The sequence below is a fragment of the Amycolatopsis sp. cmx-8-4 genome (assembly GCF_046548675.1).
Taxonomy (GTDB): domain Bacteria; phylum Actinomycetota; class Actinomycetes; order Mycobacteriales; family Pseudonocardiaceae; genus Amycolatopsis.
The window spans coordinates 510,151-533,188 of record NZ_JAEBDZ010000001.1 but is presented as its reverse complement, the minus strand read 5'-3'; the positions used below and the strand labels follow the sequence as shown (position 1 = coordinate 533,188).

Genomic DNA, 23,038 nt, shown 5'->3' with positions numbered 1-23,038 from the left:
CGGCCGGCCGTTCACGAGGTGCTCACGCCGCAGGGCCGAACCCGACCTTCGTCAGCTCCGCCTTGCCCTCCGCGCCGAGCACGAACTCGTCGAACTCCTTGGCCAGTGCGCTCTGGCCGCCCTTGACCACGGCGATCGGGTAGCTGTTGATCGCGCCGCTCGCCTCGGGGAAGTCGACCTTGTCGACCTTGCCCGCGGCGGAGGTGGCGTCGGTCACGTAGACCAGGCCCGCGTCGGCGTCCCCGGACTGGACCTTGGCCAGCACCTGCTTGACGTCCTGCTCCTCGCTCTTCGGCTTGAGCGTGACGCCGGTGCTCGTCTCGACCTTCTTCGTCGCCGAGCCGCACGGCACCTGCGGGGCGCAGACCACGACGTTCAGACCGGGCTTGTTCAGGTCTTGAAACGACTTGATGTTCTTGGAATTGCCGGGCGCGACGGCGATGGCGAGCTTGTTCGTGGCGAACACGGTCGGCTGGCCGTCGATCACCCCGCCCTGCACGGCCTTGTCCATGTTGGCCTGGTCGGCGGAGGCGAAGACGTCGGCCTTCGCGCCGTTGGTCAGCTGCTGGACCAGACCGGACGAACCGGCGAAGCTGAACTTCACGGTGACGCCGGAGTGCGCGGCTTCGAACTCCTTGCCGAGCGCGGTGAACGACTCGGTGAGGGACGCGGCGGCGAACACGGTCAGCGTGCCGCCGGCCTCGCCGGTGCCCTTGGGCGCGGGTGCGCTGACCGACGACCCGCCGGGCTGCGTGCTGGGCTCGTCCGAGCTGCTGCACGCGCCCGCGAACAAGGCGACGGCCGCGACGGCAAGAGCGAGGTTCTTCATCGACTTCCTTCCGGTGTCTCCACCACGACAGTGGTCGCCTTGACCACCGCGACCGCGAGCACCCCTGGGCGCAGGCCCAGCTCGCGTACGGCTTCCGTACTCATCAGGGACACCACGCGGTGTGCCCCGCACTGCAGCTCCACCTGGGCCATCACCTTGTCGGCGACGACCTCGGTGACCAGCCCGACGAACTTGTTGCGCGCGGAGCGGCCGACCGTCGACGGATCGTCGGGGCCGCTCGCCTGGGCGCGGGCGAACCCGGCCAGCTGGGCACCGTCCACGACCTTGCGGCCGGCGGCGTCGTCGATGGCGGTCAGCTGGCCCGCGCGCACCCAGCGGCGGACCGTGTCGTCACTGACCCCGAGCAGGCGCGCGGCCTCGGACAACCGAAATTGCGGCATAGCGCAGACATTATCGCCGCAGTTGAGGAAAAGCTACGCGGGGCGCGAATTGTCCATGATCTCGGCGCGCAGCTGTTCGAGCATGACATTCTGATAACGCTCGATGACTTTTCGCTCGGCCGGTGAGAACTGCGCGAGCATCTCGCGAAGCCCGTCGAAGGCCGACTGGAAGAGCGGCGCGTAGCGCTCGACGGCCCCGGGCACGACCTCGACGAGGACCTTGCGCCGGTCCTCCGGATCGCGGACGCGGCGGACCAGCCCGACCTTCTCCAGCCGGTCGATGACACCCGTGACCGCGCCGGTGGACAGCCCCGTGAGCTCGGCGATCCGGCCCGCGGTGAGCGGCCCGGCCGCCTGAGCGACCAGGTCGAGCGTCTTGTGGTCGGTACCGGACAGGCCCATCCGCTCGGCGATCCTGGCGTGCCGGAGTACGGTCAGCGTGCTGCTTTCGCGACCCAATTCCGCGAAGCGGAAGAGTTCCGCTTCCGGGACCTGGTACGGCTTTTCCGTCGTGCTCGACATCACGCGTCCTTCTCCCGGCGTACCGACCGGGGTAGTTCGGCCACTGAACCACTCACTCCGCGAAGTATCCTAGCGATCTCCGCACTTCGCGCGTTCCGGAGTTGGTCCATCCATGCCCCCGCCACCGCCCTCAATGGTGTCGCTTCGCTCCCGGCGTACTCTGGACGTAATGACGGCAGTGGATCTCGGGTTTCCTCGCGTCCCCGGTACACGAGGTTCCTCCCGTGTGCCCAGACCCGAGAACCCACGACTCATCGACACCTTCGGCCGGGTGGCCACCGATCTGCGGGTTTCCCTGACGGATCGGTGCAATCTGCGCTGCACCTACTGCATGCCCGCCGAAGGCCTCGACTGGATGCCGGACGAGGAAGTCCTGACCGACGACGAGCTGGTCCGGCTGATGCGGATCGCCGTCGAGATGCTGGGCGTCACCGACATCCGGCTCACCGGTGGTGAACCGCTGCTGCGGCCGGGCCTCGAGGACCTCGTCGCGCGGATCACGGCGCTCGAGCCGCGGCCCCGGCTGTCCATGACCACCAACGGGATCGGCCTGGCCAAGCGCGCGAAGGACCTCGCGGCCGCCGGCCTGGCCCGGATCAACGTCTCGCTCGACACCGTCGACCCCGCGACCTTCCTCGCGATCACCCGGCGCGACCGGCTCTCGCACGTGCTGGCCGGCATGGCCGCCGCGCGCGACGCCGGGATGACACCGGTCAAGGTCAACGCCGTGCTGATGCGGGGCGTCAACGACACCGAAGCCGTGGCGCTGCTGAAGTTCTGCCTCGCCGAGGGCTACCACCTGCGGTTCATCGAGCAGATGCCGCTGGACGCCCAGCACGGCTGGAACCGCGGCGAGATGATCACCGCGTCGGAGATCCTCGGGATGCTGGGCACGGAGTTCTCGCTGAGCCCGTTCCCGGTGTCGCGCGGCGGGGCGCCGGCCGAGCGCTGGCTGGTCGACGGCGGCCCCGGCGACGTCGGCGTGATCGCGTCGGTGACCCGGCCGTTCTGCTCGGCGTGCGAGCGGACGCGGCTGACCGCGGACGGCGCGGTGCGCTCCTGCCTGTTCAGCAACGACGAGACCGACCTGCGGGCCCTCGTGCGCGGGGGCGCGCGCGATGAAGAGGTCGCGGACGCCTGGCGGGCCACCATGTGGGGCAAGCTCGCGGGACACGAGATCAACGACGCCGGGTTCGCGCAGCCGATCCGGCCGATGAGCGCGATCGGCGGCTGAGATGAGCACCCTGACCATCGTGGTGCGGTACTTCGCGGCGGCGCGCGCCGCCGCCGGTGAAGAAGAGGAGAAGGTGCAGCTGCCTTCGAACGCTTCCGTCGCCGACGCCGTGGCCGAGCTGCGCCGCCTCCACCCGGAGCGGCTGCCGCGGGTCCTGGAGGCCGTCAGCTACCTGCTCGACGGCATCGCGGTCCGCGACCTCACCCGCCGCCTCGAGGACGGCGCCGAGCTGGACGTCCTCCCGCCCTTCGCCGGCGGCTGACCTTCTCCGCTACATAGGGCGCTCTCCTATACATAGGTGCGCCGGCGCTCCGGTACGCGAACCGCCCGTCCGGGCGAGCCACTTCCCCTCCCCCGATAACCGCCGACCGCTCGGGTACGGCAGCCGACCGCTCGCCGACGCGGGTCCGGCGCCCCGGCGTGGCGCCCCGCCGCGGCCGGGCGTTCGCGGGACGCTGAATCCGCGGTCGAACCCACTCCGTCCGGTGACCCGTCTCGCCTGGTCGGACACGGTCCGTCGCCCCCGTCGGCACCCACCGCCCGGACGGACGCCTCCGACCGTGCACGCAAACCCCTCGAACAGGTGGGGCCGGAGTTACTCATGGGGCACCAGAGGCCACTGTCAAGTCTGGCGAACCGCCGGGGGACTCCATAAGATGCGCCCCCCATTCGTGAACCAGGCGGCCCGAAAGGGCCATTCACTGCGCAAAACACGTGATGCAAGCCTCACGATCCGTGCTTTGTCTCGGCAAGGAAACGGACAGATAACGGACCCCTGACCTGCGTAGACACGCCCATCGACGGGGGTTGCGTGCCGTTACTGTGACGTAGGTCACGCCCCGAATAATTTCCGATCACGGTCATCGTTACGTACCGTCGCTAATCGGCTGGCCCCGACCAGTCACGCAACACCGGGAATCCGTAGCGCCTAGCCCTGTCCGACGGATACCCGGACCCATACCCCGAGCGAAAGCATTTCCGGACAGGGACGAGGGGACGAGGACGACGCGTCGTGCGTCGGAGCCGTCCGCCGGTCTGAGAGGGCCGGCGCCAGGACCCCGATCCTGACCCTCAGCACAAGTCTCGTAGGCGCAGGGAAGCCTGAGAAGCATTCAGATGTCTTACCGAGGCAAGCACCGCAAGATGTCCGCTGCCACCCGCACCGTCGCTCGCGTCGCCATCGCGGGCATCGCGGTCGGCGCCCCCCTCGCAATCGCCGCGACCCCCGCGTCGGCGACGAACTGGGACGCTATCGCGCAGTGTGAGAGCGGCGGCAACTGGAGCATCAGCACCGGCAACGGCTACTACGGCGGCCTGCAGTTCACGCAGAGCACCTGGAAGGCCTACGGCGGCACCGGCAGCGCCCAGGGCGCGTCGCGTGACCAGCAGATCGCCGTGGCCGAGCGCGTTCTACAGGGCCAGGGCATCGGCGCCTGGCCGGTCTGCGGCAAGAAGGGCGGCGGCGGTTCGTCGACGGCCCCGCGGACCGCGAAGACCACCACGCCCAAGAAGGTGACTCCCAAGAAGAGCACCCCGGTGGCCCCGAAGCAGGCCGCGGCCCCCAAGCAGGCCGCTGCCCCGTCGGCGACCGGCGTGAGCAGCTCGAACCCGGCCGGTGACTACACCGTCGTGGCGGGCGACACGCTGTCCAAGATCGCCAAGCAGTTCAGCGTCACCGGCGGCTACCAGAAGCTGCAGGACCTGAACGCGAAGTACATCCCGAACGCGGACATGATCCTCGTCGGGCAGAAGATCGCCACCAAGTGACGATCGCGCAGTGATGCGCGGGTCCGGCCTCGAGCCGTGACGCCGGGAACCCTCCACCGCCAATCCCCCGGGCGGTGGAGGGTTCTTGTCATTCGCCCCGGACCCGGCGCGCTTGCGCGAGCTGCAGCCGCTCGCCGCGGCGCAGCAGGTCGATGATGAACACCAGTTCTTCCGCGGAGTACCGCTCGAGCAGCTCACGCCCGGCCCGTTCGACCGGTGCGTAGACCTCTTCCAGCAGGTCCACCGCGTGCGGAGTCAGCTCCACCACCGCCCGGCGCCGATCCTCGGCGTCGGTTTTTCGCGTCAGGTGCCCGGCGTGGATCAGCCGCTGGATCGCCGTCGTCGTCGCGGCCGGGCTCAGTCCGGCCGCCGTGGCCAGCCCGCCGGCCGTCAGCGTGCCCGCCGTCATGACCAGGCCGATGATCCGCAGATCCGTCCGGTTGACGCCGAACGCCGCTGCGGCGGCCTCGTCGACCAGGTCGTCGGCCGCGCCGAAGTCGGCCGCGGCGCGGGTGGCCTCGGTGATCAGCTCGGCCCGGGACGGCAGTTGTTTCGACACTCGAAAGAGTCTACCTTGACGGACAACTCCTTCGATCGTCGAAAGGTTTGCTCTCGTGACGACCCTCCCCGGCTGGCTGCGGCCCGCCAACCGGCTCATCCGCCTGCTGACGCGGGCCGGGCTGCCCCTCGGCACCATCCACGTCCTGACGGTCCCGGGCCGCCGCTCGGGTGCGCCGCGGGCCACGCCGGTCTCCCCGCTGACCGTCGGCGGCCACCGCTACGTCATCGCCGGCCTGCCGGAGTCCGACTGGGCGCGCAACGCCCGCGCCGCGGGCCGCGGTGAGCTCGCGCGCGGCCGCCGGCAGCCGGTGACGCTCACCGAGGTCACCGACCCCGGCCTGCGCCGCGAGGTCGTGCGCGCTTTCCCGCGCGAGGTCCCGCACGGGGTGCCGATGTTCGTCAAGCTGGGCATCGCCTGCGAAGGCGGACCCGGACGAGTTCGCCGCGGCGGCCGACCGGGTCGCGGTCTTCCGGATCGCCCCCGCGGCGGGCTGACCGCACGTCAGGGCGAGTTGACCCACTCGTCCGTGCCGTCGGTGAAGTGCTGGTGCTTCCAGACCGGGAGGCGGGCCTTGACCTCGTCCACCAGCTCCGCGCACGCCGTGAACGCCTGGCCGCGGTGCTCGGCCGCCACCGCGATCGCCAGCGCGACGTCGCCGATCGTCAGCGCGCCGATGCGGTGGCTGACCGCGACCGCCCGGACGCCGGTCCAGCGGGCCGACAGGTCGGCCACGACGTCCGCGATGACCTGGCTCGCGCTCGGGTGCCCCTCGTAGGTCAGGTCGCGGACGCCCTTGCCGCCGTCGTGGTCGCGGACCACGCCGGCGAACGTCACCACCGCGCCCGCCGCGTCGTCCTCGACCAGGCGGGCGTGCTCCTCGGTCGAGAGCGGCTCCGCGGTCACCAGCGCCCGCGCGACGCGGACCGCCGGGCCCGCGGGAACCGCGCGCGGGTGGTCGCCACCGGCCAGCTGGTCGACGGCGTGGTCCAGGATGCCGTCGAGGACACCCAAACCGTCCTTGACGCCGCCGCTGGAGCCCGGGAGGTTCACGACGAGGGTCCTCCCCGCAACCCCGGCCACACCGCGTGAGAGGACCGCTGAGGGCACCTTGGGCAGGCCCGCCGCGCGGATCGCGTCCGCGACGCCCGGCAGCTCGTGGTCCAGGACCGTCTTCGTGACGTCCGGGGTGCGGTCGGTCGGCGAGATCCCGGTGCCGCCGGTGGTGAGCACGACGGCCACGCCGTCGGCCAGCGCGGCCCGCAGCGCCACCCCGACCGGGTCGCCGTCCTCGACCACGACCGGCGCCGGGACGTCGTACCCGCGATCGGCCAGCCAGGCGGCGATCACCGGGCCGGTCTTGTCCTCGTAGATCCCCTTCGCGGCGCGGTTGGACGCCACGATCACCCGCGCAGTGCGCTTCACGGCCGCTCCCAGGTCCCGGTCTTGCCGCCGTCCTTGCGGAGCAGGCGGACCTCGTCCAGCGTCGCCGCCGGATCGACGGCCTTGATCATGTCGTGCACGGTCAGCCCGGCCACGGCCACCGCGGTCAGCGCCTCCATCTCGACGCCGGTGACGTCGGTGGTCTTGGCGGTCGCGCGGATCCGGACCTCGGCCTCGCCCAGCTCGAACTCGACCTTGACCCCGGACAACGCGATCTGGTGGCACAGCGGGATCAGCTCGGGCACCCGCTTGGCGCCCATGATCCCGGCGATCCGCGCGGTGGCCAGCGCGTCACCCTTCGGCAGGCCGTCGGTGGCGAGCAGCCGGAGCACCTCGGCGGTGGTCCGCACGGTGCCGGCCGCGAGCGCGGTGCGCGCGGAGGCGGTCTTGCCGGAGACGTCGACCATCCGGGCGGCGCCGGTCTCGTCGACGTGGCTGAGTTCACTCACCAGCCGAGGCTACTTCCGGGGCCCCCGGCCGGGGGCCCCGGGACGTGCTCAGCGCTCGGCGCGGACGGCCTTGCGCACCGCCTCGGCGACCGCGGGCGCCACCGCGCTGTCGAACACGCTCGGCACGATGAACGACGCGTTGAGCTTGCCGTTGTCGACGACGTCGGCGATCGCGTCGGACGCGGCCAGCAGCATGTCGTCGTCGATGTTGTTGGCGTGCGCGTCGAGCAGGCCGCGGAAGACGCCCGGGAAAGCCAGCACGTTGTTGATCTGGTTCGGGAAGTCGCTGCGGCCGGTCGCGACGACGGCCGCGTGCTGCTGCGCCTCGAGCGGGTCGATCTCCGGGTCCGGGTTGGCCAGCGCGAAGACGACCGCGTCGTCCTTCATGGTCGCGACCTGCTCGGCGCCGAACAGGTTGGGCGCCGAGACGCCGATGAAGACGTCCGCGCCGACCAGGGCCTCGTGCAGGGTGCCGCTGACCTGCTCGGCGTTGGTGTGCGACGCGATCCAGGTCAGGTTGTCGTCGAGGTTGCCGCGCGCGGAGTGGACGATGCCGTCGATGTCCGCGGCGACGATGTCACCCGGGTTCTTGCGCAGCAGCAGCCGGATGATCGCCGAGCCGGCCGCGCCGACGCCGCTGACCACGATCTTGCAGTCCTCGATGTTCTTCTTGACCACGCGCAGCGCGTTGCGCAGCGCGGCGACGACCACGATCGCGGTGCCGTGCTGGTCGTCGTGGAACACCGGGATGTCGAGCTGCTCGCGCAGCCGCTTCTCGATCTCGAAGCAGCGCGGCGCGGCGATGTCCTCGAGGTTGATGCCCGCGTAGACCGGCGCGAGCGCCTTGACGATCATGATGATCTCTTCGGTGTCCTGGGTGTCCAGGCAGACCGGCCAGGCGTCGACGTCGGCGAACTTCTTGAACAGCGCCGCCTTGCCCTCCATCACCGGCAGCGCCGCGGCGGGGCCGATGTTGCCCAGGCCGAGCACGGCGGACCCGTCGGTGACCACCGCGACGGTGTTGCGCTTGATGGTCAGCCGCCGCGCGTCCTCGGGGTTCGCCGCGATCGCCTGGCAGACGCGCGCGACGCCCGGGGTGTAGGCGCGGGAGAGGTCGTCACGGTTGCGGAGCGCGACCTTGGGGGTGACCTCGATCTTGCCGCCGAGGTGGATCAGGAACGTCCGGTCGGAGACCTTGCGGACCTTGACGCCGGGCAGCGAGTCGAGCGTCTGGGTGATGTCGTTCGCGTGGTTCTCCGACAGCGCGTTGGCGCTGATGTCGACCACGATCGAGTCGGAGTGGGACTCCACGACGTCGAACGCGGTCAGCACGCCACCGACGCGCCCGACGGCGGTGGTGAGGTCACCGGCCGCGCTGGACGAGGCCGGGGCCTCGACCCGGACGGTGATCGAATATCCGGGACCGGGAACCGGCATGGCTTACTCCCGCGTGGGAAAGAGGGTTTGGGACGGGAGCGAACCTACTCCCGTGACCGCCCTCACGAGGCGCCGGAACCGGTACTGACCAGTAACGACAGGGTCAGCGGTTGATCTCGGTCTCGGGGTGCACGTAGGGCACCGTGTCGAGCGGGAACGTGAGGTCCCCGAACGGCGACAGCGCGCCCTGGCGGTCCGACGCCAGTTCGGTCACGGGGTGCTCACCGGCCTCGCCCGGCCAGGTCGGGTCGACACCCTTGTGCTTCTTCTCGCCCTTGGCCACAACGTCCTCCCACACAGCCGTACTCGATTCTCGGGGACAGTCTGCCCGAGCCGAGACAGGTCCGGCCAACCGCCCGGTACCCTGGTCCTTCTATGCCCGCGACCTCCTTGGCGGACTGGCTGCGTGCGGAGCCCGACGCCGCACTCGCAGAGCTGCTCCGCACGCGTCGCGACTTGTCGACGCCACCGCCCTCCGACAGCACGGTGCTGGCCACCCGCGCCGGCACCCCGGGCTCGGTCGCGCGCGCCTGCGAAGACCTCGACACGATCACCCTGGCCGTGCTCGAAGCGTGCCTGCTGACCGGCGCGGACCGCGACCCCGTGCCGGTCGAAGACGTCGCGAAGCTGGTCGGCGCCGACATCGCGGCGCCGCTGACCCGACTCCGCGCGCGGGCGCTGGTCTGGGGCTCGGACGACGCGCTGCGCGTGCCGCCCGCGGTCCGGGAGGCGCTCGGGCCGTTCCCGGCCGGGCTGGGCACGTCGTCGCCGGCGCTGGCCGGCGAAGACCTCGAGGCGCGGCTGGCCGAGCTGTCCGACGACGAACGCGGGGTGCTGAACGCGCTGGCCGCGGGCCCGCCGATCGGCCGCACCCGCGACGCGGGGATCGACCTCACGCTGAAGAAGGCCGAAACGCCGGTGCAGAAGCTGCTCGCCCGCGGGCTGCTGCTGCGGCGCGACGACCAGACCGTCGAGCTGCCGATGGAGCTCGGGGTCGCGGTGCGCGGCGGGGTGTTCGGACCGGGCACGCTCACCGAGCCCGAGCTGCCGGTGCACCCGCACCGGGCGTCCACTCTGGACGAAGCCGCGGCCGGTGAGGCGATGGAGTTCCTGCGCCACACCGAATCCCTGCTGCGCGGGTGGTCGGCGGCGCCGCCCCCGGTGCTCAAGTCGGGCGGCCTCGGCGTGCGCGAGCTGAAGAAGCTGGCCAAGGACCTCGAGATCGACGAGACGCAGGCGACGCTGCTGGCCGAGCTGGCCGTCGGGGCCGGGCTCGTCGCCGACAGCGAGGCGAGCGTGCCCGAATGGGTGCCGACGACGCTGACCGACTCCTGGCTCGCGTCGCCGACCGCGCAGCGCTGGATGACGCTCGCGCAGGCGTGGCTCGAGCTGCCGCGGCTGCCCGGGCTCGCCGGCGGCCGCGACGCCAAGGACAAGCCGGTCGCGCCGCTGTCCGAAGAGCTGCGGCGGCCGCTGGCGCCGGTCGCGCGCCGCCGCGTGCTGGCCACGCTGGCGGCCCTGCCCGAGGGCGCCGGGGTGAAGAGCGTCGACGAGCTGGTCGCGGTGCTCGCCTGGCGGGCCCCCCGCCGTGGCGGGCGGCTGCGGGACGAGACGGTGCGCTGGACCATGGCCGAGGCGAGCGCGCTCGGCCTGGTCGGGCTCGGCGGCGTCACGACGGCGACGCGGGCGCTGCTGGCCGACGACCGCCCGGCCGCCGTCGAAGCGATCCTGGACGCGCTGCCCGCGCCGGTGAACCACGTGCTGCTCCAAGCCGACCTCACGGTGGTCGCGCCGGGGCCGCTGGAGCCGGAGCTGGCCACCGAGATGGACGCGGTCGCCGACATCGAGTCGGCCGGCCACGCGACGGTCTACCGGATCACCGAGGGCTCGGTCCGGCGCGCGCTCGACACCGGCCGGACGGCCGACGAGCTGCACGCGCTGTTCAAGGCGAAGTCCGCGACGCCGGTGCCGCAGGGCCTGAGCTACCTGGTCGACGACGTCGCCCGGCGGCACGGCCGGCTGCGCGGCGGGGTCGCGGCGTCGTTCCTGCGGTGCGACGACGAGGCGCTGCTGGCCGAGGTGCTCGCCCACCCGATCGCGGCGGAGCACGACCTGCGGCTGATCGCGCCGACCGTCGTGATCAGCCCGGATCCCCTGCACGAGGTCCTGACCGGCCTGCGCGGCGCCGGGTTCGCCCCGGCCGCGGAGGGCCCGGACGGCCGGGTCGTCGACATCCGCCCCGGCGGCCGGCGGCTGCCGGCGAAGGCCCGCGCGCCCCGGCGCAACCCGGGCGAGCAGGCGGTGCTGACCGAGGACCAGGCGGAGCGGATCGTCTCCAACCTGCGCGCGGGCGACGCGGCCTCGGCGCGGCGCCGGGGTTCGACGGTCAAGGCGCCGGGCGGCGGCGGCGCGGACACGTCGGCGACGCTGGAGCTGCTGTCCCGGGCCACGCTCGAACGCCGTGAGGTCTGGATCGGCTTCGTCGACTCGCGCGGCACCGCCAGCCAGCGCGTCGTCCGCCCGATCCGCGTCGGCGGCGGGATCCTCGAAGGCGACAACAACGAGCGCTACTCCCTGCACCGCATCACCTCGGCGGCGCTGGTCGAGGACTGATCACCCGCGATCCGGTGAATCGGCACCGGACTGCGCGGACGTGGTAAGCCTGGGTCCTTCGGAAGTCAGGGGAGGGACCATGAAGCGAGGAACACGCGTGACCGCGGTGGCCGCGGCGGTGGTGGTCAGCGGGCTGGGGTTCGCCGGGCCGGCAAGCGCCGTCGGACCGCCGGTCTACACGAAGTACGCGGTCCAGGGCACCACGCACGTGGCGAAGCCGGACGCGGACGTGAAGCTCGGGCCGGGGACGGCCGAGATGTACACCGACATCGGGCCGTACACCTACTACGGGACGTTCACGCTGGGGCCGGTGCGGGTCACGAAGGGCGCGGTCAGCGCCACGGTGACGCTCGGCCCGGCCCGGATCGAAGGCTCGTCGTTCGGCGGGTTCACGGGCACCGCGACCTGGCCGGTGCGCGTCTCGGACGTCACGGTCGGCGGCGCCCCCTACGACGTCGGCCCCGCGTGCGGCACCGCGCAGCCGGTGACGACGGAGATCACGTCGGCCGACTTCACGCTCTCGACTGGCGGGCACCTGACGTCGACGTACGCGATCGGCGCCTTCGCGAACTGCGGTGCGGGCACGGCCCTGGTCAACGCGGCGGTCCCGGGGCCGGGCAACACGCTGGCCCTGACCCTCACGCCCTGAGCTACAGGGCCCGCAAGCCCGCCAGGACGCGTTCCATGAAGTCGCGGGACGAGCGGTCGCCCAGGATCAGCTCGGTGTGGTGGACCAGCACCAGCCCGATGTCGGCCATGTCGCCGACCAGCACCTTCACCACGCCCAGCGGCAGCCGCAGGTGCGCGGCGATCTCGGCGATCGACCGCGTGTCGAGGCACAGGTCGCAGATCCGGCGGTGCTCGACCGACCGGACACCGCGGTAGCGGCGGCCGTCGTCGGACGTCGAGACCAGGGCCTCGAGCGCCAGGTTGTGGTCGGACCGGGTACGGCCACCGGTGCGGGTGTAGGGGCGCACCCGCGAGCCGGCCGAAGCCACCGGGACCGGGTTCGCCACGCGTGCGGCGGGCTCGTTCCAGGGGGCCGGTTCGTCGTAGCCGTAGGGCTCGGGCGGCTGCGGGATCCAGCGGGTCTCCGGGTCCGGCGGCGGCGTCCACCCGGCGCGCGGGTCGACCGGCGGGGCCCACGACGGCGCGGGCGCCTGGGCCCGGGGCCGGGACGCGGGCGGGCGCGGGGCCGGCGGCCGGGGCGCGGGCGGGCGCGGGGCCGGGGCGCGGCCCGCGCCACGCGGCGGCGTCCAGGTTTCCAACGGCGGCGGCTCCGGCTCGTAGCGGGGCTCGTCCCGCCATTCCGGCCGGCCGGCGGCGTGACCGCCGTCGTCGTAACCGGAGTGGTAGCCGGAGTCGTAACCGTCGTCCTCGTAGCTGTCGTCCTCGTAGCCGTCGTCGGGGGTCGCCACCGCCGAGGAGCCCCATTCACGGGTGTCCTCGTCGGTGTAGCCCTGCGGGTCCGGCCGCGGCGGAGGCGGCGGCGTCTGCCGCGTCCGGCGCGGCATGATCGTCGACAACGTCGACATGTCGAACTTGCTCGGCGAATCGAAACCCTCGCGCTCGGTGCCGCGGTGCAGTGCGTCCCAGCCGGTGGAGTCCGGATCGTCGAATCCCGAAATCCTCATCGTGTCCTACCCACGCACGCCGCCCTGTAGCTGCGCGCGCAGCTCGGGGGTGATCTGCTGGCCGACCTGCTCGACGAGCAGGGTCATCTCGTACGCGACCGTGCCGATGTCACACGTCGGTGCGGCCAGCACCGCCAGCGACGAGCCGTCCGAAACGGACATCAGGAACAAGTAGCCGCGCTCCATCTCCACTACTGTCTGGTTGACACCGCCCGCCTCGAAACAGCGTGCGGCTCCGTGCGTCAGGCTGAGCAGTCCGGAGGCCACCGCGGACAGCTGCTCGGCGCGCTCCTGGGGCAGTCCCTCCGACGGCGCCAGCAGCAGGCCGTCGGCGGACACCAGCACGGCGTGGGCGGCGCCGGGTACCCGGCGCACGAACTCCGTCATGAGCCAGCCGAACGTGCCATGGCCGGATGCCGTCACCACTACCCCTCCTTGCTCGCGCCGCGCCGCGCGCCGCACACCGGAGTGGCCGGTCGACGGCGCCTCCCTCAAGCGTATTCGCACCGCCGGCGGTGTCGAGTCCGCGACCGGACGGCCGCTGCGCACCCTATGTGTACGCATGCTTGCGCACCGCATTGACCCGGACGGGTCCACGCGTTCGAGCGACACTCCGCGCCGCCGGCGACGATGCGTGGCGACGCGGTGTCCGCGCAGGTCAGCCGGGGTCCGGCCGGTCAAGCGAAACGACCCGGCCGTCGACGGTACCGAACGCGCCGCCCCGAGCACTGCTCCGGACGGCGGCCGCTGCCCCCGAGGTGGGTGAAGCACGTGGAGTTCACTCCAACGGCCGCATCCGGTTCGGGGCGTCATCGAGCTATCCCGCGCGCAACGCCGAATCGTGCGCGATCGCGTGCTGGACGACCGAGATCAGCACCTGCTTGGCGGAGTCGCGCTCGCGCGCGTCACACGCCATGATCGGAACCGACGGCGCGATGGTCAGCGCGTGCCGGACGTCCTCGATCTGGTGGTGCAGCAACCGGTCGAAGCAGTTGATGGCCACGACGTAGGGCAGCTTCCGGTTCTCGAAGAAGTCGATCGACGGGAACGCGTCGGCCAGCCGCCGCGTGTCCACGAGCACGACCGCGCCGATGGCCCCGACCGCCAGGTCGTCCCACATGAACCAGAACCGGTGCTGACCCGGCGTACCGAACACGTACAGCACCAGGTCCGAGTCCAGCGAGATGCGCCCGAAGTCCATCGCCACGGTAGTGGTGGTCTTGTTGGGCGTCGCCGAGGTGTCGTCGTGTCCGACGCTCGCCTCGGTCATCATGGCCTCGGTGGTCAGCGGGTCGATCTCCGAGATCGCCCCGACCATCGTTGTCTTCCCCGAACCGAACCCGCCGGCGACCACGATCTTGGCCGACGAGGTCGGACCCGTCACCTGCGGCGCGTTCGCGTCGGAGTCAAATTCTCCGAAGCCCACTGAGCACCCTTTCCATGAACTCGATACTCGGCCGGTCACCCACGGTCTGGCTGCTGGAGTGCACCAGCACCAGCCCGAGCCCCGCCACGTCACCAATCAACACCCGCACCACACCGAGCGGCAGCCGCAGCAGCGCCGCCACCTCGGCCACCGACCGGGTGTCGAAGCACAGGTCGCAGATCGACCGGTGTTCGGGCACCCGGACCCGGTCGAGCAACCGGCCCTGTTCGCTGGTCGAGATCAACGTCTCGATCGCCAGATCGAGTGTCGCCTTCGTCCGCCCGCGGGTCCGGAAGTACGGCCGGACCAGGCCCGACGTCTCCATCTCCGTCGGCGGCGGTGGCTCGTCGACGTACTCCTGGTGGGCCTGTCGCGGCAGCGCCGCGGCCAGCTCCCCGGAGTCCGGACCCGACGTGTAGTCGCGCTCGCGGTCGTTGCTGTACGCGGCGAAGTCCGCCGCGTCGTACAACGGCCCGCTCGCGCCGCCGAACAGCTCCGAGCCCGGACCGCCGAGCAACCGGTCGCGGTACCCGTTGCTGCCGGGCTCGATGGGCCGGATCGGCTCCTGCCCCGCGTTCGAGTCCGTCAGCCAGTTCGGCGGTTCCCGGACGGGGTCGCTGTCGGAACCCTGGACCCGCCGTTGCCGCCATTCACGGTCGACGCGTTCCCGGAACGACTGCCAGTCCTCCCGGCCGTCGTCCGGCCCCGGCTGCTCGGACCACCCGCCGGAGAAGTCGTCACCGAGCCGGCCATCGCCCCTCAAGCGCCCGTCGTCCACGGCTCTCTCCTCGGTTCCCCGGTCGTCAGCGGCGGACCGCTGCGCCCTGCAGTTGCGCCCGCATCTCCGGTGTCAGCTGCTGGCCGACCCGCTCCACCAGCAGGGTCATCTCGTAGACGACCAAGCCGATGTCACTTTCGGGTGACCCGAGCACCGCGAGACAGGAACCGTCGGAAACCGCCATGAGGAAGAGGAAGCCGTTGGCCATCTCGACCACGGTCTGCGCGACCGTGCCGCCCTCGAACACCTTGGCCGCACCCCGCGCGAGGCTGGTGAGCCCCGACGCGACGGCCGCCAGCTGGTCCGCCCGGTCCTTCGGAAGGCCGCGCGAGGCCGCCAGGAGCAGACCGTCCGCCGACACCACGACCGCGTGGGCCGCGCCGGGCACCCGGTGCACGAAATCCGTGATCAGCCAAGCGAAGCTGCCGGTATTACCCGCCTTGGCCTGCGCGGAGCCACCCGGCTGCGCGGAGCCACCCGGCTGCATTGCACCCGCCCGTGTCACTTTCACTCCTCACTGCTGTCTGTGGTGTTGCCATTCATCGGAAACACACCGTCTTCGTCCGTGCGTTCCTTCAACGCGTGCCGTCCGGACGTGTAGCCACGTTGGAAGCTTGCCATCCGGCTCCGCGCCGTGGACGCCGAGCGGGTGATCACACCCGTTCCGGGCCTCCCACCGGTGTTGTCCGCGAAGTTGTTCTGCGCCGGCGCGTCGGACGAAGGGCTGTTGATCGACCCGGGCACCAGGTAGGCGTTCGGGACGCGCTTGGGCAGCCCGGCCGGGGTGATCTCCTCGTCCTTCGCCTCCAGCAGCGACTGAGCCGCGTTCCAGCCCTCGTCGGAGGCACTGTGCCAGCCGTCGTCGGGCGGGAGCAGCGGGTGCCGCGTCGCCGCGGTCGGCTGCAGCTCGTCGACGCGCTCGGGCTCCGGCTCGCGGTCGCGAACGGGTTCGCGGTCGCGGACGGGCTCACGGTCACGAACGGGCTCCCGCTCGCGAACGGGCTCGCGCTCGGTTTCGTACCGCGGCGCGGGCTCGCGACGAGCCTCGTGCCGTGGCTCGTCGGCCAGCCCGTTGAGCGGCGGCAGCATCGGGTCGGCCGCGGCGTCGGCCTGAGCCGGCACCGGATCGGCCGCGCCCGCTTCGTCGCCCTCACTGAACCAGCGTGACAGCACCGACTGGTAGATGGGCAGCCGCCGGGTGGGTACATCGTCTTCGAGCGCCGACGAGCCGACGTCCGCCACGGGTGGTGGCGGGGGCGGCTCCTCCGGCGGGACGTACTTCGGCTCGCGCTTGGGCAGCACCAGCGGCTGGAACCGGGTGTCCGCGCTGTGGCTGGCCCCGTCGCCGTTCGGCGAAGGCGTCAGCGGCGCGAGGTCCTCGGCCGTCGGCCACGCGGGCGTCTCCGGCTTCGGCAGCTCCGGCGACAGGAACGGTCCTGCCGCACGCCCGCCGCTGACCAGGTCGTCCAGGCTGATCGGCTGGTCCAGCGGGACCAGCCCGCCCTGGTTCGCGACCGGCTCGTGCACCGGCGGGGCCGGTGGCGGCGGGGTGTGGTGGTGCGTCTGCGTCTGTTCGAAGTCGGGCATCGACGGCACCGGGATGCTCGGCATCGACATCGACGTCTCGGACCGGTTCTGCGGCGGCGGCGTCTGGGTCAGCTGCTGGCGCGGCATGCCCGGGCGGAGCTGGGTGAGCAGCTCGGCCGGGACGACGACGCGGGCGATGACGCCGCCTTCGATGTCCTCGTTCTCGCGCAGCCGGACCTCGATGCCGTGGCGCTTGGCGAGCCGCGACACCACGTAGAGGCCCATTCGCCGGGTCACCGACACGTCCAGGTCCGGCGGCTCGGCGAGCCGCGCGTTGACCTCGGCCAGCCGGTCCTCGCCCATCCCGACACCGTGGTCGGTGACCTGGATGGCGAGCGCCTTCCGCCGGGTGACGACGGCCCGCACGATGACCTTCGTCTCCGGCTCGGAGAAGTAGGTCGCGTTGTCGAGCAGCTCGGCGAGGACGTGCACGAGGTCGTGGATCGCGAGGCCCTGGACCGCGACGTCGGGCACGATGCCGACCTCGATCCGGGCGTACTGCTCGATCTCGGACACCGCGGCGCCGATGACGTCGGCGGCGGGCACCGGCTTCGGCACGGACTTGGCCAGGCCGGCGCCGGAAAGCACCAGCAGGGACTCACCGTTGCGCCGCAGCCGCGTGGCCAGGTGGTCGAGCTCGAACAGGCTGGCCAAGTGGTCCGGGTCCTGCTCGTCGGCCTCGAGCCGGTCGATGACGCCGAGCTGGCGTTCCACCAGCCGCTGCGACCGGCGCGAGAGGTTCACGAAGATGCCGTTGACGTTCTCGCGCAGGAGGGCCTGCTCGGCGGCCATCTTGACGGCTTGCTCGTGGACGATGTCGAACGAGCGCGCCACCTCGCCGATCTCGTCGCGCGAATCGACGGGCACGGGCTGGACGGCGCGTTTCGAGGCGCCGACCGGGTCCGGGTCGTCGAGGATGTTCTGCACGGTTTCGGGCAGCCGGGTGTACGCGATGTCCAGCGCGCTCTTCCGCAGCACCCGGAGCGGGCGCAGCATCAGGCGGGCGACGATGAGCATCAGCGCGATCGCGGCGGCCAGCGCGGCGAGCACGATGGCACCGCCGATCCAGGCGGAGTTGACGGCCGCGGTGGCCAGGTCGTCCGCGCGGGTCTTCAGCTGGGCGAGCAGGTTCGACTCGACGGCGTGCAGCTTGTCCGCCGAGACCGTGCTGTCCTTGCTGAGGGTCGAGGGCTCGATGCTCGGCGCCTCACCCAGCTGGGCGGAGGCGAACGCGCTGGTCTGGATCCGCCGGCGGTCGTCGACCTCCGGACCGGAGTAGGTGTCGTTGTAGAGCTGCCGCTGGTCGTCGTCGGCGTTCGCGAGGAACGAGATGACCGAGGCGTCCGCACTGGACGCCGCCGCACGCGTCTGGTCCAGGAGGTCACCGGGGAAGTTCGTGCGGTACGCCGCGATCTGCAGGTCGGCGTCCGCGCGGACGGTGAACTCCTTGGCCTCGCTGATCGCCTGCGTGCTGGTGCCGAGGCGCAGCACGTCCCGGTCGGTGACCGCGGTGGTCACCTCGCGGCCCAGCTCGATCAGCGCGTCGACGATGCCGGAGTACGCCGTCATGACGGTGATGTCCGGCAGGCCGTTCTGCGCGCCGTAGGCCGCACGCAGCGGGCGCAGCGCGTCGAGGCGCTGGATACCGCGGGCGTAGCGGTCGGTCGTGGCCTGGTCGTCGTTCTTCAACGTCGACGCGGCGCCCTTGAGGTCGGTGACCTCGCGGTCGACCTTGGCGATCTGCGCGTCCAGCCCCGTCTGCAGCAACTGGTTGGCGGACGAGATCCGCGCGACGGCCAGCGCACGCTCGTTCTGCAGCTCGTGCACCACCGTGGTGACCTTGACCGCGAACGCGACCTGGTCGGCGGTGCGCTGGAACTCCGCCGCCTGCTGGGCGTCGTCGACCACGCGCAGTGCCCCCAGCACCGACGCGGTCAGAGTAGGGATGATCAGGACCGCGACCAGCTTGGACCGCAGCCGCCAGTCACGCATGCCGGAGAAAAATCCGGACCTCTTCCCCGGATTCGCTCCGGGCGACTGCGCAGGGGTCCCTCCCACCCCCGCGGCGTCTTCGTTCGGCACCGCCGCACCACCATCATCGTTCGTGCTCGTAAAGCCCTGGTCGATCCAGCGCCCGCCGGGGCGCATCACGTTCTCCTCAGCCACTCGTACGCACGCTCCTGGCATACCGGCGCACCGGCCGGTCGGTCGGAGCCCAGCGCGAGACGGTACCCGTACGGGTGAAAAGATCGTCTTCGACGGGGGTGCCCGAACGCCGCCCTCGCGGGCGGAATCGGTTCAGCTGGAGCATCACGGTCGGGTCCCTGCGCTGATCTTGCATCGGTCTATGTCGGCCTATCCCACCGGCGCGGCGGCTCTGCCCGGCCTGGCTGTGGTCTCTACTGCGGGGGCGAATCTCTCAGGAAAAGCACAGCGTGTCCTGGTAGACCAATGTGAGTCTTCTTGATCGGCCATCCAGGGACTCTCTCTCACTACATCGGAGGTTGAAACCTCCCCGCAGGTGCAGAGGGTAGCGAACGGCCGGGGAAGATGTAACCCTCCCGACAACACGCGCAGGATGTTGCACAGCGTTCGCTCAGTCGACGCGCAACTGGTGATCCCTTTTTGCGGATCCGGGTCCTACGCTGGGTGTTCAGCTACGGCGAGTGGAGCAGCGGGTCTAGACCAGAGGCCCAAAGAGTGATGCGCACCACTCGTCCGGGTATTGCTTCTACCCGTTGTGAGCAGGCTGTCACGCTGTCTACAGTGGCCCGCGTGTCTCCGGACAATGAGTCACGCACTTTCACTGGATTCGGTACACCAACCGTCACCTTCGTCAAGGAGCAGGCCTTGCTTGGAAACGCCAGGAGCAGTGGCCGGGTTCGCACTCGCCGTGCCGCGCTCGGGCTCGCCCTCACCGCCGCCGCCGTGACAGCCGCCAGCGGCTGCAGCGCGCTCGGCTCGGACGACTCGAACGCCTCGTCGAACGGGGGTGGCCTGGAGAAGCCGAACATCACGGTTTCGATCCTGCCGACCACCGACCTGGGCCCGTTCTGGCTCGCCCAGGACGGCGGCTACTTCAAGGCCGAGGGCCTCAACGTCAAGTCCGTGATCGCGGCCAGTGGCCAGGCCTCGATGACCAAGTCGATCTCCGGCGAAGCCGACATCGCTCTCTCCACCTATACGCCGTTCTTCATCGCGAAGAGCACCGGTGCCGCCGACATGCAGCTCGTCGCCGACGGTTCCTCCGTGAACGCGAAGAGCAACGCCATCGTCACGGTCCCGAACTCGCCGGTGAAGACCGTCGCCGACCTCGCCGGCAAGCGGATCGCCATCACGGCCAAGAACACGGCTTCCGACCTGCTGACCAAGTCCGTGATGAAGGACCACGGCGTCCCCTCGGACAAGGTCCAGTGGGTCACGCTCGCGCTGCCGAACATCGCGGCCGCGCTGCAGCAGGGCCAGGTCGACGCCGCGTACCTGCCGGAGCCGTTCATCACCCAGGCCGCCAAGAACGTCGGCGCCACCCCGGTGATCGACATCAACACCGGTGCCAGCCAGGACTTCCCCCTGACCGGCTTCGGCGCCCCCAAGAAGTGGGTGCAGGACAACCCGAAGACCCTCGCGGCCTTCCAGCGCGCGATGCAGAAGGCGACCCGCGACGCGATCAACGACCGCTCGAAGATCGAGCCGCTGCTGGTCAAGTACGCGAAGATCGACGAAGACACCGCGAAGCTGCTGACGATCCCCGGTTACGGCTCGATCCTGGACGCCCGCCGCATGCAGCGCGTCCCCGACCTGCTGCTGCAGCTGGGTGCCATCACGACGGCCGTCGATGCCGCGTCGATGATCGCCCCCCAGGCGACTGCCAGCTGACATCGTGACCAGACTGCTCCGCAACCTGACCGGCCTGGTCGGCTTCCTCCTCCTCTGGGAGGTCGTCGTCCAGGTCGGCCTGGTCAGCAAGACGTTCATCCCGCCGCCCAGCGTCGTCCTCGTCACCGTCGGGGAACTGCTCGGCGACGCCTCCTTCATCCGCGACGTCATCGCGACGATGCTCGCCTGGCTGATCGCGATCCTGATCGCCGTGGCCGTCGGCGTGCCCGCCGGCCTGCTGCTGGGCAGCGTCCCGGTGCTGCGCAACGCCACCGCCGCGATCGTCGAGTTCCTCCGCCCGATCCCGGTCGCCGCGCTCATCCCCTTGGTGCTGCTGGTGATCGGCTCCGGCCCGGAGGCGAAGATCACCCTCGCGGTGTACGCCGCCCTGTGGCCGATCATGTTCAACACGATCTACGGGCTCAGCGAGATCGACCCGGTGCTGATGGAGACCGCGCGGGCGTCCGGGACCAGCCGGTTCCGGATCCTCACGTCGGTCGCGCTGCCGTTCACCGCGCCGTTCGTCTTCACCGGCATCCGGCTGTCGGCGACGATCGCGCTGATCGCCGTCGTCAGCACCGAGTTCCTGGCCGGCTCCGAAGTCGGGCTCGGCAACTTCATCCTGGTCTCCAGCACCGGCTCGACCCGGTTCGACCTCGTGCTGGCCGGCACCGTCGTGGCCGGCTTGCTGGGTTACCTCATCAACGAAGGGCTCGAGCAAGTGGGCAAGCGGCTGTTCCGCTGGAGCACCGTGGACCGGGAGGCGATCGCATGACCGCCGCGACCCTGTCCGGCCGCGTCGGCAGGCGCGCCGTCCGCGGCGCCACCGCGGTCCTGCGCAACTGGCTGCTCTTCGCGGTCCTCGTGGTGCTCTGGGAGTTCGCCGCCCGCGCGGGCGGCAGCAAGTTCTTCCCGCCGCCGTCGGAGATCGCGGTCCGCGCCGCGAACCTGTGGTTCACCGGGCCGGCCGACCACCTCTTCCTCACCGACGCGGTGTTCGACAACGTGTTCCCCAGCCTCGGTCACATGCTTGGCGGCTGGGCACTGGCGTCCGTGGTCGGTATCGTCCTCGGGGTGCTGGTCGGCCGGTCTCCGAAGGCGATGGACTACCTCGGGCCGCTGTTCGCCTTCTTCCGCTCGATCCCGCCGCCCACGCTGATCCCGGTGTTCGCGGTGCTGTTCGGGCTGAGCTCGGGCATGCAGGTCGGGTCGATCATCTTCGGCGCGATCTGGCCGGTGCTGCTCAACGCGGTCGACGGCGTCCGCTCGGTCGACCAGGTCAAGGTGGAGACGGCGCGGTCGTTCCGCACGCCCAAGGCGTACTGGATCAGCATGGTCGTGCTCCCCGCGGCGGCGCCGAAGATCTTCGCCGGGCTGCGGGTGAGCCTGTCGATCTCGCTGCTGCTCATGGTGGTCTCCGAGCTGGTGGGAGCCTCCTTCGGTATCGGGCGCTCGCTGCTGAACGCCCAGCAGGACTTCGACTTCCCGTCGATGTGGTCCTGGTTGGTGCTGCTCGGCATCCTCGGCTACGTCTTCAACACGATCTTCCTGGCCGCGGAGCGACGGGTACTGGCGTGGCAGCCGGCCCGCCTCGGCCGCGACTGACGGTGGAAAGGCCCTCAATGTCAACCATGCTCGAAGTGTCCGGTGTCAGTCACCGCTACGGCTCCGGCCCCAAAGCGCACACCGCCGTCGACAAGCTGTCGTTCACCGTCGAGGCCGGGCAGCTGGCCAGCATCGTCGGCCCGTCCGGCTGCGGCAAGTCGACGCTGCTGCGCTGCATCGCCGGGCTGACCCCGCCGACCGACGGCACGGTCAGCCTGCACGGCGACCGCGTCTCGGGCGTGCCGGACGACCTCGCCGTCGTTTTCCAGGACTACAGCCGGTCGCTGTTCCCGTGGCTTTCGGTGCAGAAGAACGTCGAGTTCCCGCTGCGGTGGCGCTCGATCTCCCGGGCCGAGCGCCGCAAGCGGGCCGCCGAGGCGCTGGAGCACGTCGGGCTGTCCGGCGTCGGCGGGAAGTACCCGTGGCAGCTGTCCGGCGGCATGCAGCAGCGGGTGTCGATCGCCCGCGCGCTGGCCAGCCGGCCGTCGCTGCTGCTCATGGACGAGCCGTTCGCCTCGGTCGACGCGCAGACGCGGTTCGAGCTCGAGGACCTGACCCGGCGGGTGCAGCGCGAGCAGGGCGCCACGATCCTCGTCGTCACGCACGACATCGACGAGAGCGTCTACCTGTCCGACCGCGTGCTGGTGCTGTCGAAGTCGCCGGCGTCGATCGTGGCGGACCTGAAGGTGGACCTGCCGGCCGACCGCGACCAGATCGCGACCCGCGAGTCGCTGGAGTTCGTGACGCTGCGCGGTGAAGTGGCGCGGCTGCTGAACGGCGGCACCCCGGAGGAAGCGGCCAAGGCCGCCTCCGACGCCGCCGAATGGGCGCTGGCCGAGCAGGCCAAGGAGCAGCGGGCCAAGGCCCGTCGCTGACCC

At 71.2% G+C, this 23,038-nt stretch carries 23 protein-coding genes and 1 pseudogene; 10 read left to right on the top strand and 14 right to left on the bottom strand.

Translation table 11 applies throughout. The annotated features are described in order from the left end of the window. Positions 1–22: 22 nt before the first annotated feature. The 3 genes from modA to ACLJQZ_RS02605 are packed head-to-tail and all read right to left on the bottom strand — an operon-like array spanning position 23 to position 1,752. Positions 23–829: a molybdate ABC transporter substrate-binding protein gene (gene modA, locus ACLJQZ_RS02615; RefSeq protein WP_410618351.1), complete on the bottom strand. Its 807-nt coding sequence runs from the start codon at positions 827–829 to the stop codon at positions 23–25. After that, complete coding sequence (locus ACLJQZ_RS02610; RefSeq protein WP_410618350.1) at positions 826–1,230, bottom strand: TOBE domain-containing protein; 405 nt, start codon at positions 1,228–1,230, stop codon at positions 826–828. Before ACLJQZ_RS02610 ends, modA begins: the two co-directional genes overlap by 4 nt. A 33-nt stretch (positions 1,231–1,263) precedes the next feature. Next, positions 1,264–1,752, bottom strand: coding sequence for a MarR family winged helix-turn-helix transcriptional regulator (locus ACLJQZ_RS02605; protein ID WP_410618349.1), 489 nt, complete (start codon positions 1,750–1,752; stop codon positions 1,264–1,266). A 226-nt stretch (positions 1,753–1,978) separates the two neighbouring features. Here ACLJQZ_RS02605 and moaA point away from each other — a divergent pair, with 226 nt between their 5' ends. The 3 genes from moaA to ACLJQZ_RS02590 all read left to right on the top strand — a co-directional run bounded on the left by moaA (position 1,979) and on the right by ACLJQZ_RS02590 (position 4,753). Next, complete coding sequence (moaA, locus tag ACLJQZ_RS02600) at positions 1,979–2,986, top strand: GTP 3',8-cyclase MoaA (RefSeq protein ID WP_410618348.1); 1,008 nt, start codon at positions 1,979–1,981, stop codon at positions 2,984–2,986. Position 2,987: 1 nt separating this feature from the next. Then, the gene (locus ACLJQZ_RS02595) at positions 2,988–3,248 is read left to right on the top strand and encodes a MoaD/ThiS family protein (protein ID WP_410618347.1); all 261 of its coding nucleotides are present in this window, start codon (positions 2,988–2,990) and stop codon (positions 3,246–3,248) included. Positions 3,249–4,102: 854 nt separating this feature from the next. Beyond that, a complete protein-coding gene (locus ACLJQZ_RS02590) occupies positions 4,103–4,753 on the top strand; it encodes a transglycosylase family protein (RefSeq protein ID WP_410618346.1) in 651 nt (216 codons plus the stop codon). A gap of 88 nt (positions 4,754–4,841) precedes the next feature. On the opposite strand, the gene ACLJQZ_RS02585 is transcribed toward ACLJQZ_RS02590, so the two are convergent. Further along, complete coding sequence (locus ACLJQZ_RS02585) at positions 4,842–5,312, bottom strand: MarR family winged helix-turn-helix transcriptional regulator (RefSeq protein WP_410618345.1); 471 nt, start codon at positions 5,310–5,312, stop codon at positions 4,842–4,844. Between the two features lie 55 nt (positions 5,313–5,367). Between ACLJQZ_RS02585 and ACLJQZ_RS02580 the strand changes: the two are divergent. Continuing rightward, positions 5,368–5,592 (top strand): annotated as a pseudogene (locus tag ACLJQZ_RS02580) (nitroreductase/quinone reductase family protein); the annotation flags it as partial. Between the two features lie 224 nt (positions 5,593–5,816). On the opposite strand, the gene ACLJQZ_RS02575 reads toward ACLJQZ_RS02580, so the two are convergent. The 4 genes from ACLJQZ_RS02575 to ACLJQZ_RS02560 form a co-directional block, all read right to left on the bottom strand. Beyond that, on the bottom strand, positions 5,817–6,737 hold the full coding sequence (locus ACLJQZ_RS02575) for a molybdenum cofactor biosynthesis protein MoaE (RefSeq protein WP_410618344.1): 921 nt from the start codon (positions 6,735–6,737) through the stop codon (positions 5,817–5,819). Then, on the bottom strand, positions 6,734–7,204 hold the full coding sequence (gene moaC / locus ACLJQZ_RS02570; protein ID WP_247058521.1) for a cyclic pyranopterin monophosphate synthase MoaC: 471 nt from the start codon (positions 7,202–7,204) through the stop codon (positions 6,734–6,736). Before moaC ends, ACLJQZ_RS02575 begins: the two co-directional genes overlap by 4 nt. A gap of 48 nt (positions 7,205–7,252) precedes the next feature. Next, positions 7,253–8,641 (bottom strand): NAD-dependent malic enzyme, encoded by a 1,389-nt coding sequence (locus ACLJQZ_RS02565; protein WP_247058523.1) that lies wholly within the window; start codon positions 8,639–8,641, stop codon positions 7,253–7,255. A 103-nt stretch (positions 8,642–8,744) separates the two neighbouring features. Beyond that, a complete protein-coding gene (locus tag ACLJQZ_RS02560) occupies positions 8,745–8,924 on the bottom strand; it encodes a hypothetical protein (RefSeq protein ID WP_247058525.1) in 180 nt (59 codons plus the stop codon). Positions 8,925–9,016: 92 nt separating this feature from the next. Here ACLJQZ_RS02560 and ACLJQZ_RS02555 point away from each other — a divergent pair, with 92 nt between their 5' ends. Continuing rightward, a complete protein-coding gene (locus ACLJQZ_RS02555; RefSeq protein ID WP_410618343.1) occupies positions 9,017–11,254 on the top strand; it encodes a helicase-associated domain-containing protein in 2,238 nt (745 codons plus the stop codon). A gap of 79 nt (positions 11,255–11,333) precedes the next feature. Then, positions 11,334–11,903 carry a hypothetical protein gene (locus ACLJQZ_RS02550; RefSeq protein ID WP_410618342.1) on the top strand — a complete coding sequence of 190 codons (570 nt, stop codon included), beginning with the start codon at positions 11,334–11,336 and terminating at the stop codon, positions 11,901–11,903. A 1-nt stretch (position 11,904) separates the two neighbouring features. Here ACLJQZ_RS02550 and ACLJQZ_RS02545 read toward each other — a convergent pair whose 3' ends face one another. From ACLJQZ_RS02545 to ACLJQZ_RS02520, 6 genes are all read right to left on the bottom strand, one after another. Then, positions 11,905–12,888, bottom strand: coding sequence for a DUF742 domain-containing protein (locus ACLJQZ_RS02545; RefSeq protein WP_410618341.1), 984 nt, complete (start codon positions 12,886–12,888; stop codon positions 11,905–11,907). A 6-nt stretch (positions 12,889–12,894) separates the two neighbouring features. Continuing rightward, positions 12,895–13,311, bottom strand: coding sequence for a roadblock/LC7 domain-containing protein (locus ACLJQZ_RS02540; protein ID WP_410618584.1), 417 nt, complete (start codon positions 13,309–13,311; stop codon positions 12,895–12,897). A 394-nt stretch (positions 13,312–13,705) separates the two neighbouring features. Continuing rightward, entirely contained in the window at positions 13,706–14,314 is a 609-nt protein-coding gene (locus tag ACLJQZ_RS02535; protein WP_247017872.1) for a GTP-binding protein, read from the bottom strand. Continuing rightward, positions 14,295–15,092 (bottom strand): DUF742 domain-containing protein, encoded by a 798-nt coding sequence (locus ACLJQZ_RS02530; protein ID WP_326944717.1) that lies wholly within the window; start codon positions 15,090–15,092, stop codon positions 14,295–14,297. Before ACLJQZ_RS02530 ends, ACLJQZ_RS02535 begins: the two co-directional genes overlap by 20 nt. A gap of 25 nt (positions 15,093–15,117) precedes the next feature. Next, positions 15,118–15,579 (bottom strand): roadblock/LC7 domain-containing protein, encoded by a 462-nt coding sequence (locus tag ACLJQZ_RS02525; RefSeq protein ID WP_247063745.1) that lies wholly within the window; start codon positions 15,577–15,579, stop codon positions 15,118–15,120. A 20-nt stretch (positions 15,580–15,599) separates the two neighbouring features. Further along, a complete protein-coding gene (locus ACLJQZ_RS02520) occupies positions 15,600–18,827 on the bottom strand; it encodes a nitrate- and nitrite sensing domain-containing protein (RefSeq protein ID WP_410618583.1) in 3,228 nt (1,075 codons plus the stop codon). Positions 18,828–19,529: 702 nt separating this feature from the next. Between ACLJQZ_RS02520 and ACLJQZ_RS02515 the strand changes: the two genes are divergently transcribed. The 4 genes from ACLJQZ_RS02515 to ACLJQZ_RS02500 are packed head-to-tail and all read left to right on the top strand — an operon-like array spanning position 19,530 to position 23,035. Further along, the gene (locus ACLJQZ_RS02515; protein ID WP_410618340.1) at positions 19,530–20,555 is read left to right on the top strand and encodes an ABC transporter substrate-binding protein; all 1,026 of its coding nucleotides are present in this window, start codon (positions 19,530–19,532) and stop codon (positions 20,553–20,555) included. Positions 20,556–20,559: 4 nt separating this feature from the next. Further along, positions 20,560–21,330: an ABC transporter permease gene (locus tag ACLJQZ_RS02510; protein WP_247058536.1), complete on the top strand. Its 771-nt coding sequence runs from the start codon at positions 20,560–20,562 to the stop codon at positions 21,328–21,330. After that, positions 21,327–22,160 carry an ABC transporter permease gene (locus ACLJQZ_RS02505; RefSeq protein WP_247058538.1) on the top strand — a complete coding sequence of 278 codons (834 nt, stop codon included), beginning with the start codon at positions 21,327–21,329 and terminating at the stop codon, positions 22,158–22,160. Before ACLJQZ_RS02510 ends, ACLJQZ_RS02505 begins: the two co-directional genes overlap by 4 nt. A gap of 17 nt (positions 22,161–22,177) precedes the next feature. Beyond that, positions 22,178–23,035: an ABC transporter ATP-binding protein gene (locus tag ACLJQZ_RS02500; protein ID WP_410618339.1), complete on the top strand. Its 858-nt coding sequence runs from the start codon at positions 22,178–22,180 to the stop codon at positions 23,033–23,035. Positions 23,036–23,038 lie beyond the last annotated feature (3 nt).

What these genes read in the sequence shown, in the direction of transcription:
- ACLJQZ_RS02565 (WP_247058523.1), bottom strand. Translation starts at nt 8,641, where the DNA reads ATGCCGGTTCCCGGTCCCGGATATTCGATCACCGTCCGGGTCGAGGCC.
- ACLJQZ_RS02555 (WP_410618343.1), top strand. Translation starts at nt 9,017, where the DNA reads ATGCCCGCGACCTCCTTGGCGGACTGGCTGCGTGCGGAGCCCGACGCC.
- ACLJQZ_RS02500 (WP_410618339.1), top strand. Translation starts at nt 22,178, where the DNA reads ATGTCAACCATGCTCGAAGTGTCCGGTGTCAGTCACCGCTACGGCTCC.
- ACLJQZ_RS02505 (WP_247058538.1), top strand. Translation starts at nt 21,327, where the DNA reads ATGACCGCCGCGACCCTGTCCGGCCGCGTCGGCAGGCGCGCCGTCCGC.
- ACLJQZ_RS02610 (WP_410618350.1), bottom strand. Translation starts at nt 1,230, where the DNA reads ATGCCGCAATTTCGGTTGTCCGAGGCCGCGCGCCTGCTCGGGGTCAGT.
- ACLJQZ_RS02520 (WP_410618583.1), bottom strand. Translation starts at nt 18,827, where the DNA reads ATGCGCCCCGGCGGGCGCTGGATCGACCAGGGCTTTACGAGCACGAAC.
- ACLJQZ_RS02525 (WP_247063745.1), bottom strand. Translation starts at nt 15,579, where the DNA reads ATGCAGCCGGGTGGCTCCGCGCAGCCGGGTGGCTCCGCGCAGGCCAAG.
- modA (WP_410618351.1), bottom strand. Translation starts at nt 829, where the DNA reads ATGAAGAACCTCGCTCTTGCCGTCGCGGCCGTCGCCTTGTTCGCGGGC.
- ACLJQZ_RS02590 (WP_410618346.1), top strand. Translation starts at nt 4,103, where the DNA reads ATGTCTTACCGAGGCAAGCACCGCAAGATGTCCGCTGCCACCCGCACC.
- ACLJQZ_RS02550 (WP_410618342.1), top strand. Translation starts at nt 11,334, where the DNA reads ATGAAGCGAGGAACACGCGTGACCGCGGTGGCCGCGGCGGTGGTGGTC.
- ACLJQZ_RS02545 (WP_410618341.1), bottom strand. Translation starts at nt 12,888, where the DNA reads ATGAGGATTTCGGGATTCGACGATCCGGACTCCACCGGCTGGGACGCA.
- ACLJQZ_RS02595 (WP_410618347.1), top strand. Translation starts at nt 2,988, where the DNA reads ATGAGCACCCTGACCATCGTGGTGCGGTACTTCGCGGCGGCGCGCGCC.
- ACLJQZ_RS02605 (WP_410618349.1), bottom strand. Translation starts at nt 1,752, where the DNA reads ATGTCGAGCACGACGGAAAAGCCGTACCAGGTCCCGGAAGCGGAACTC.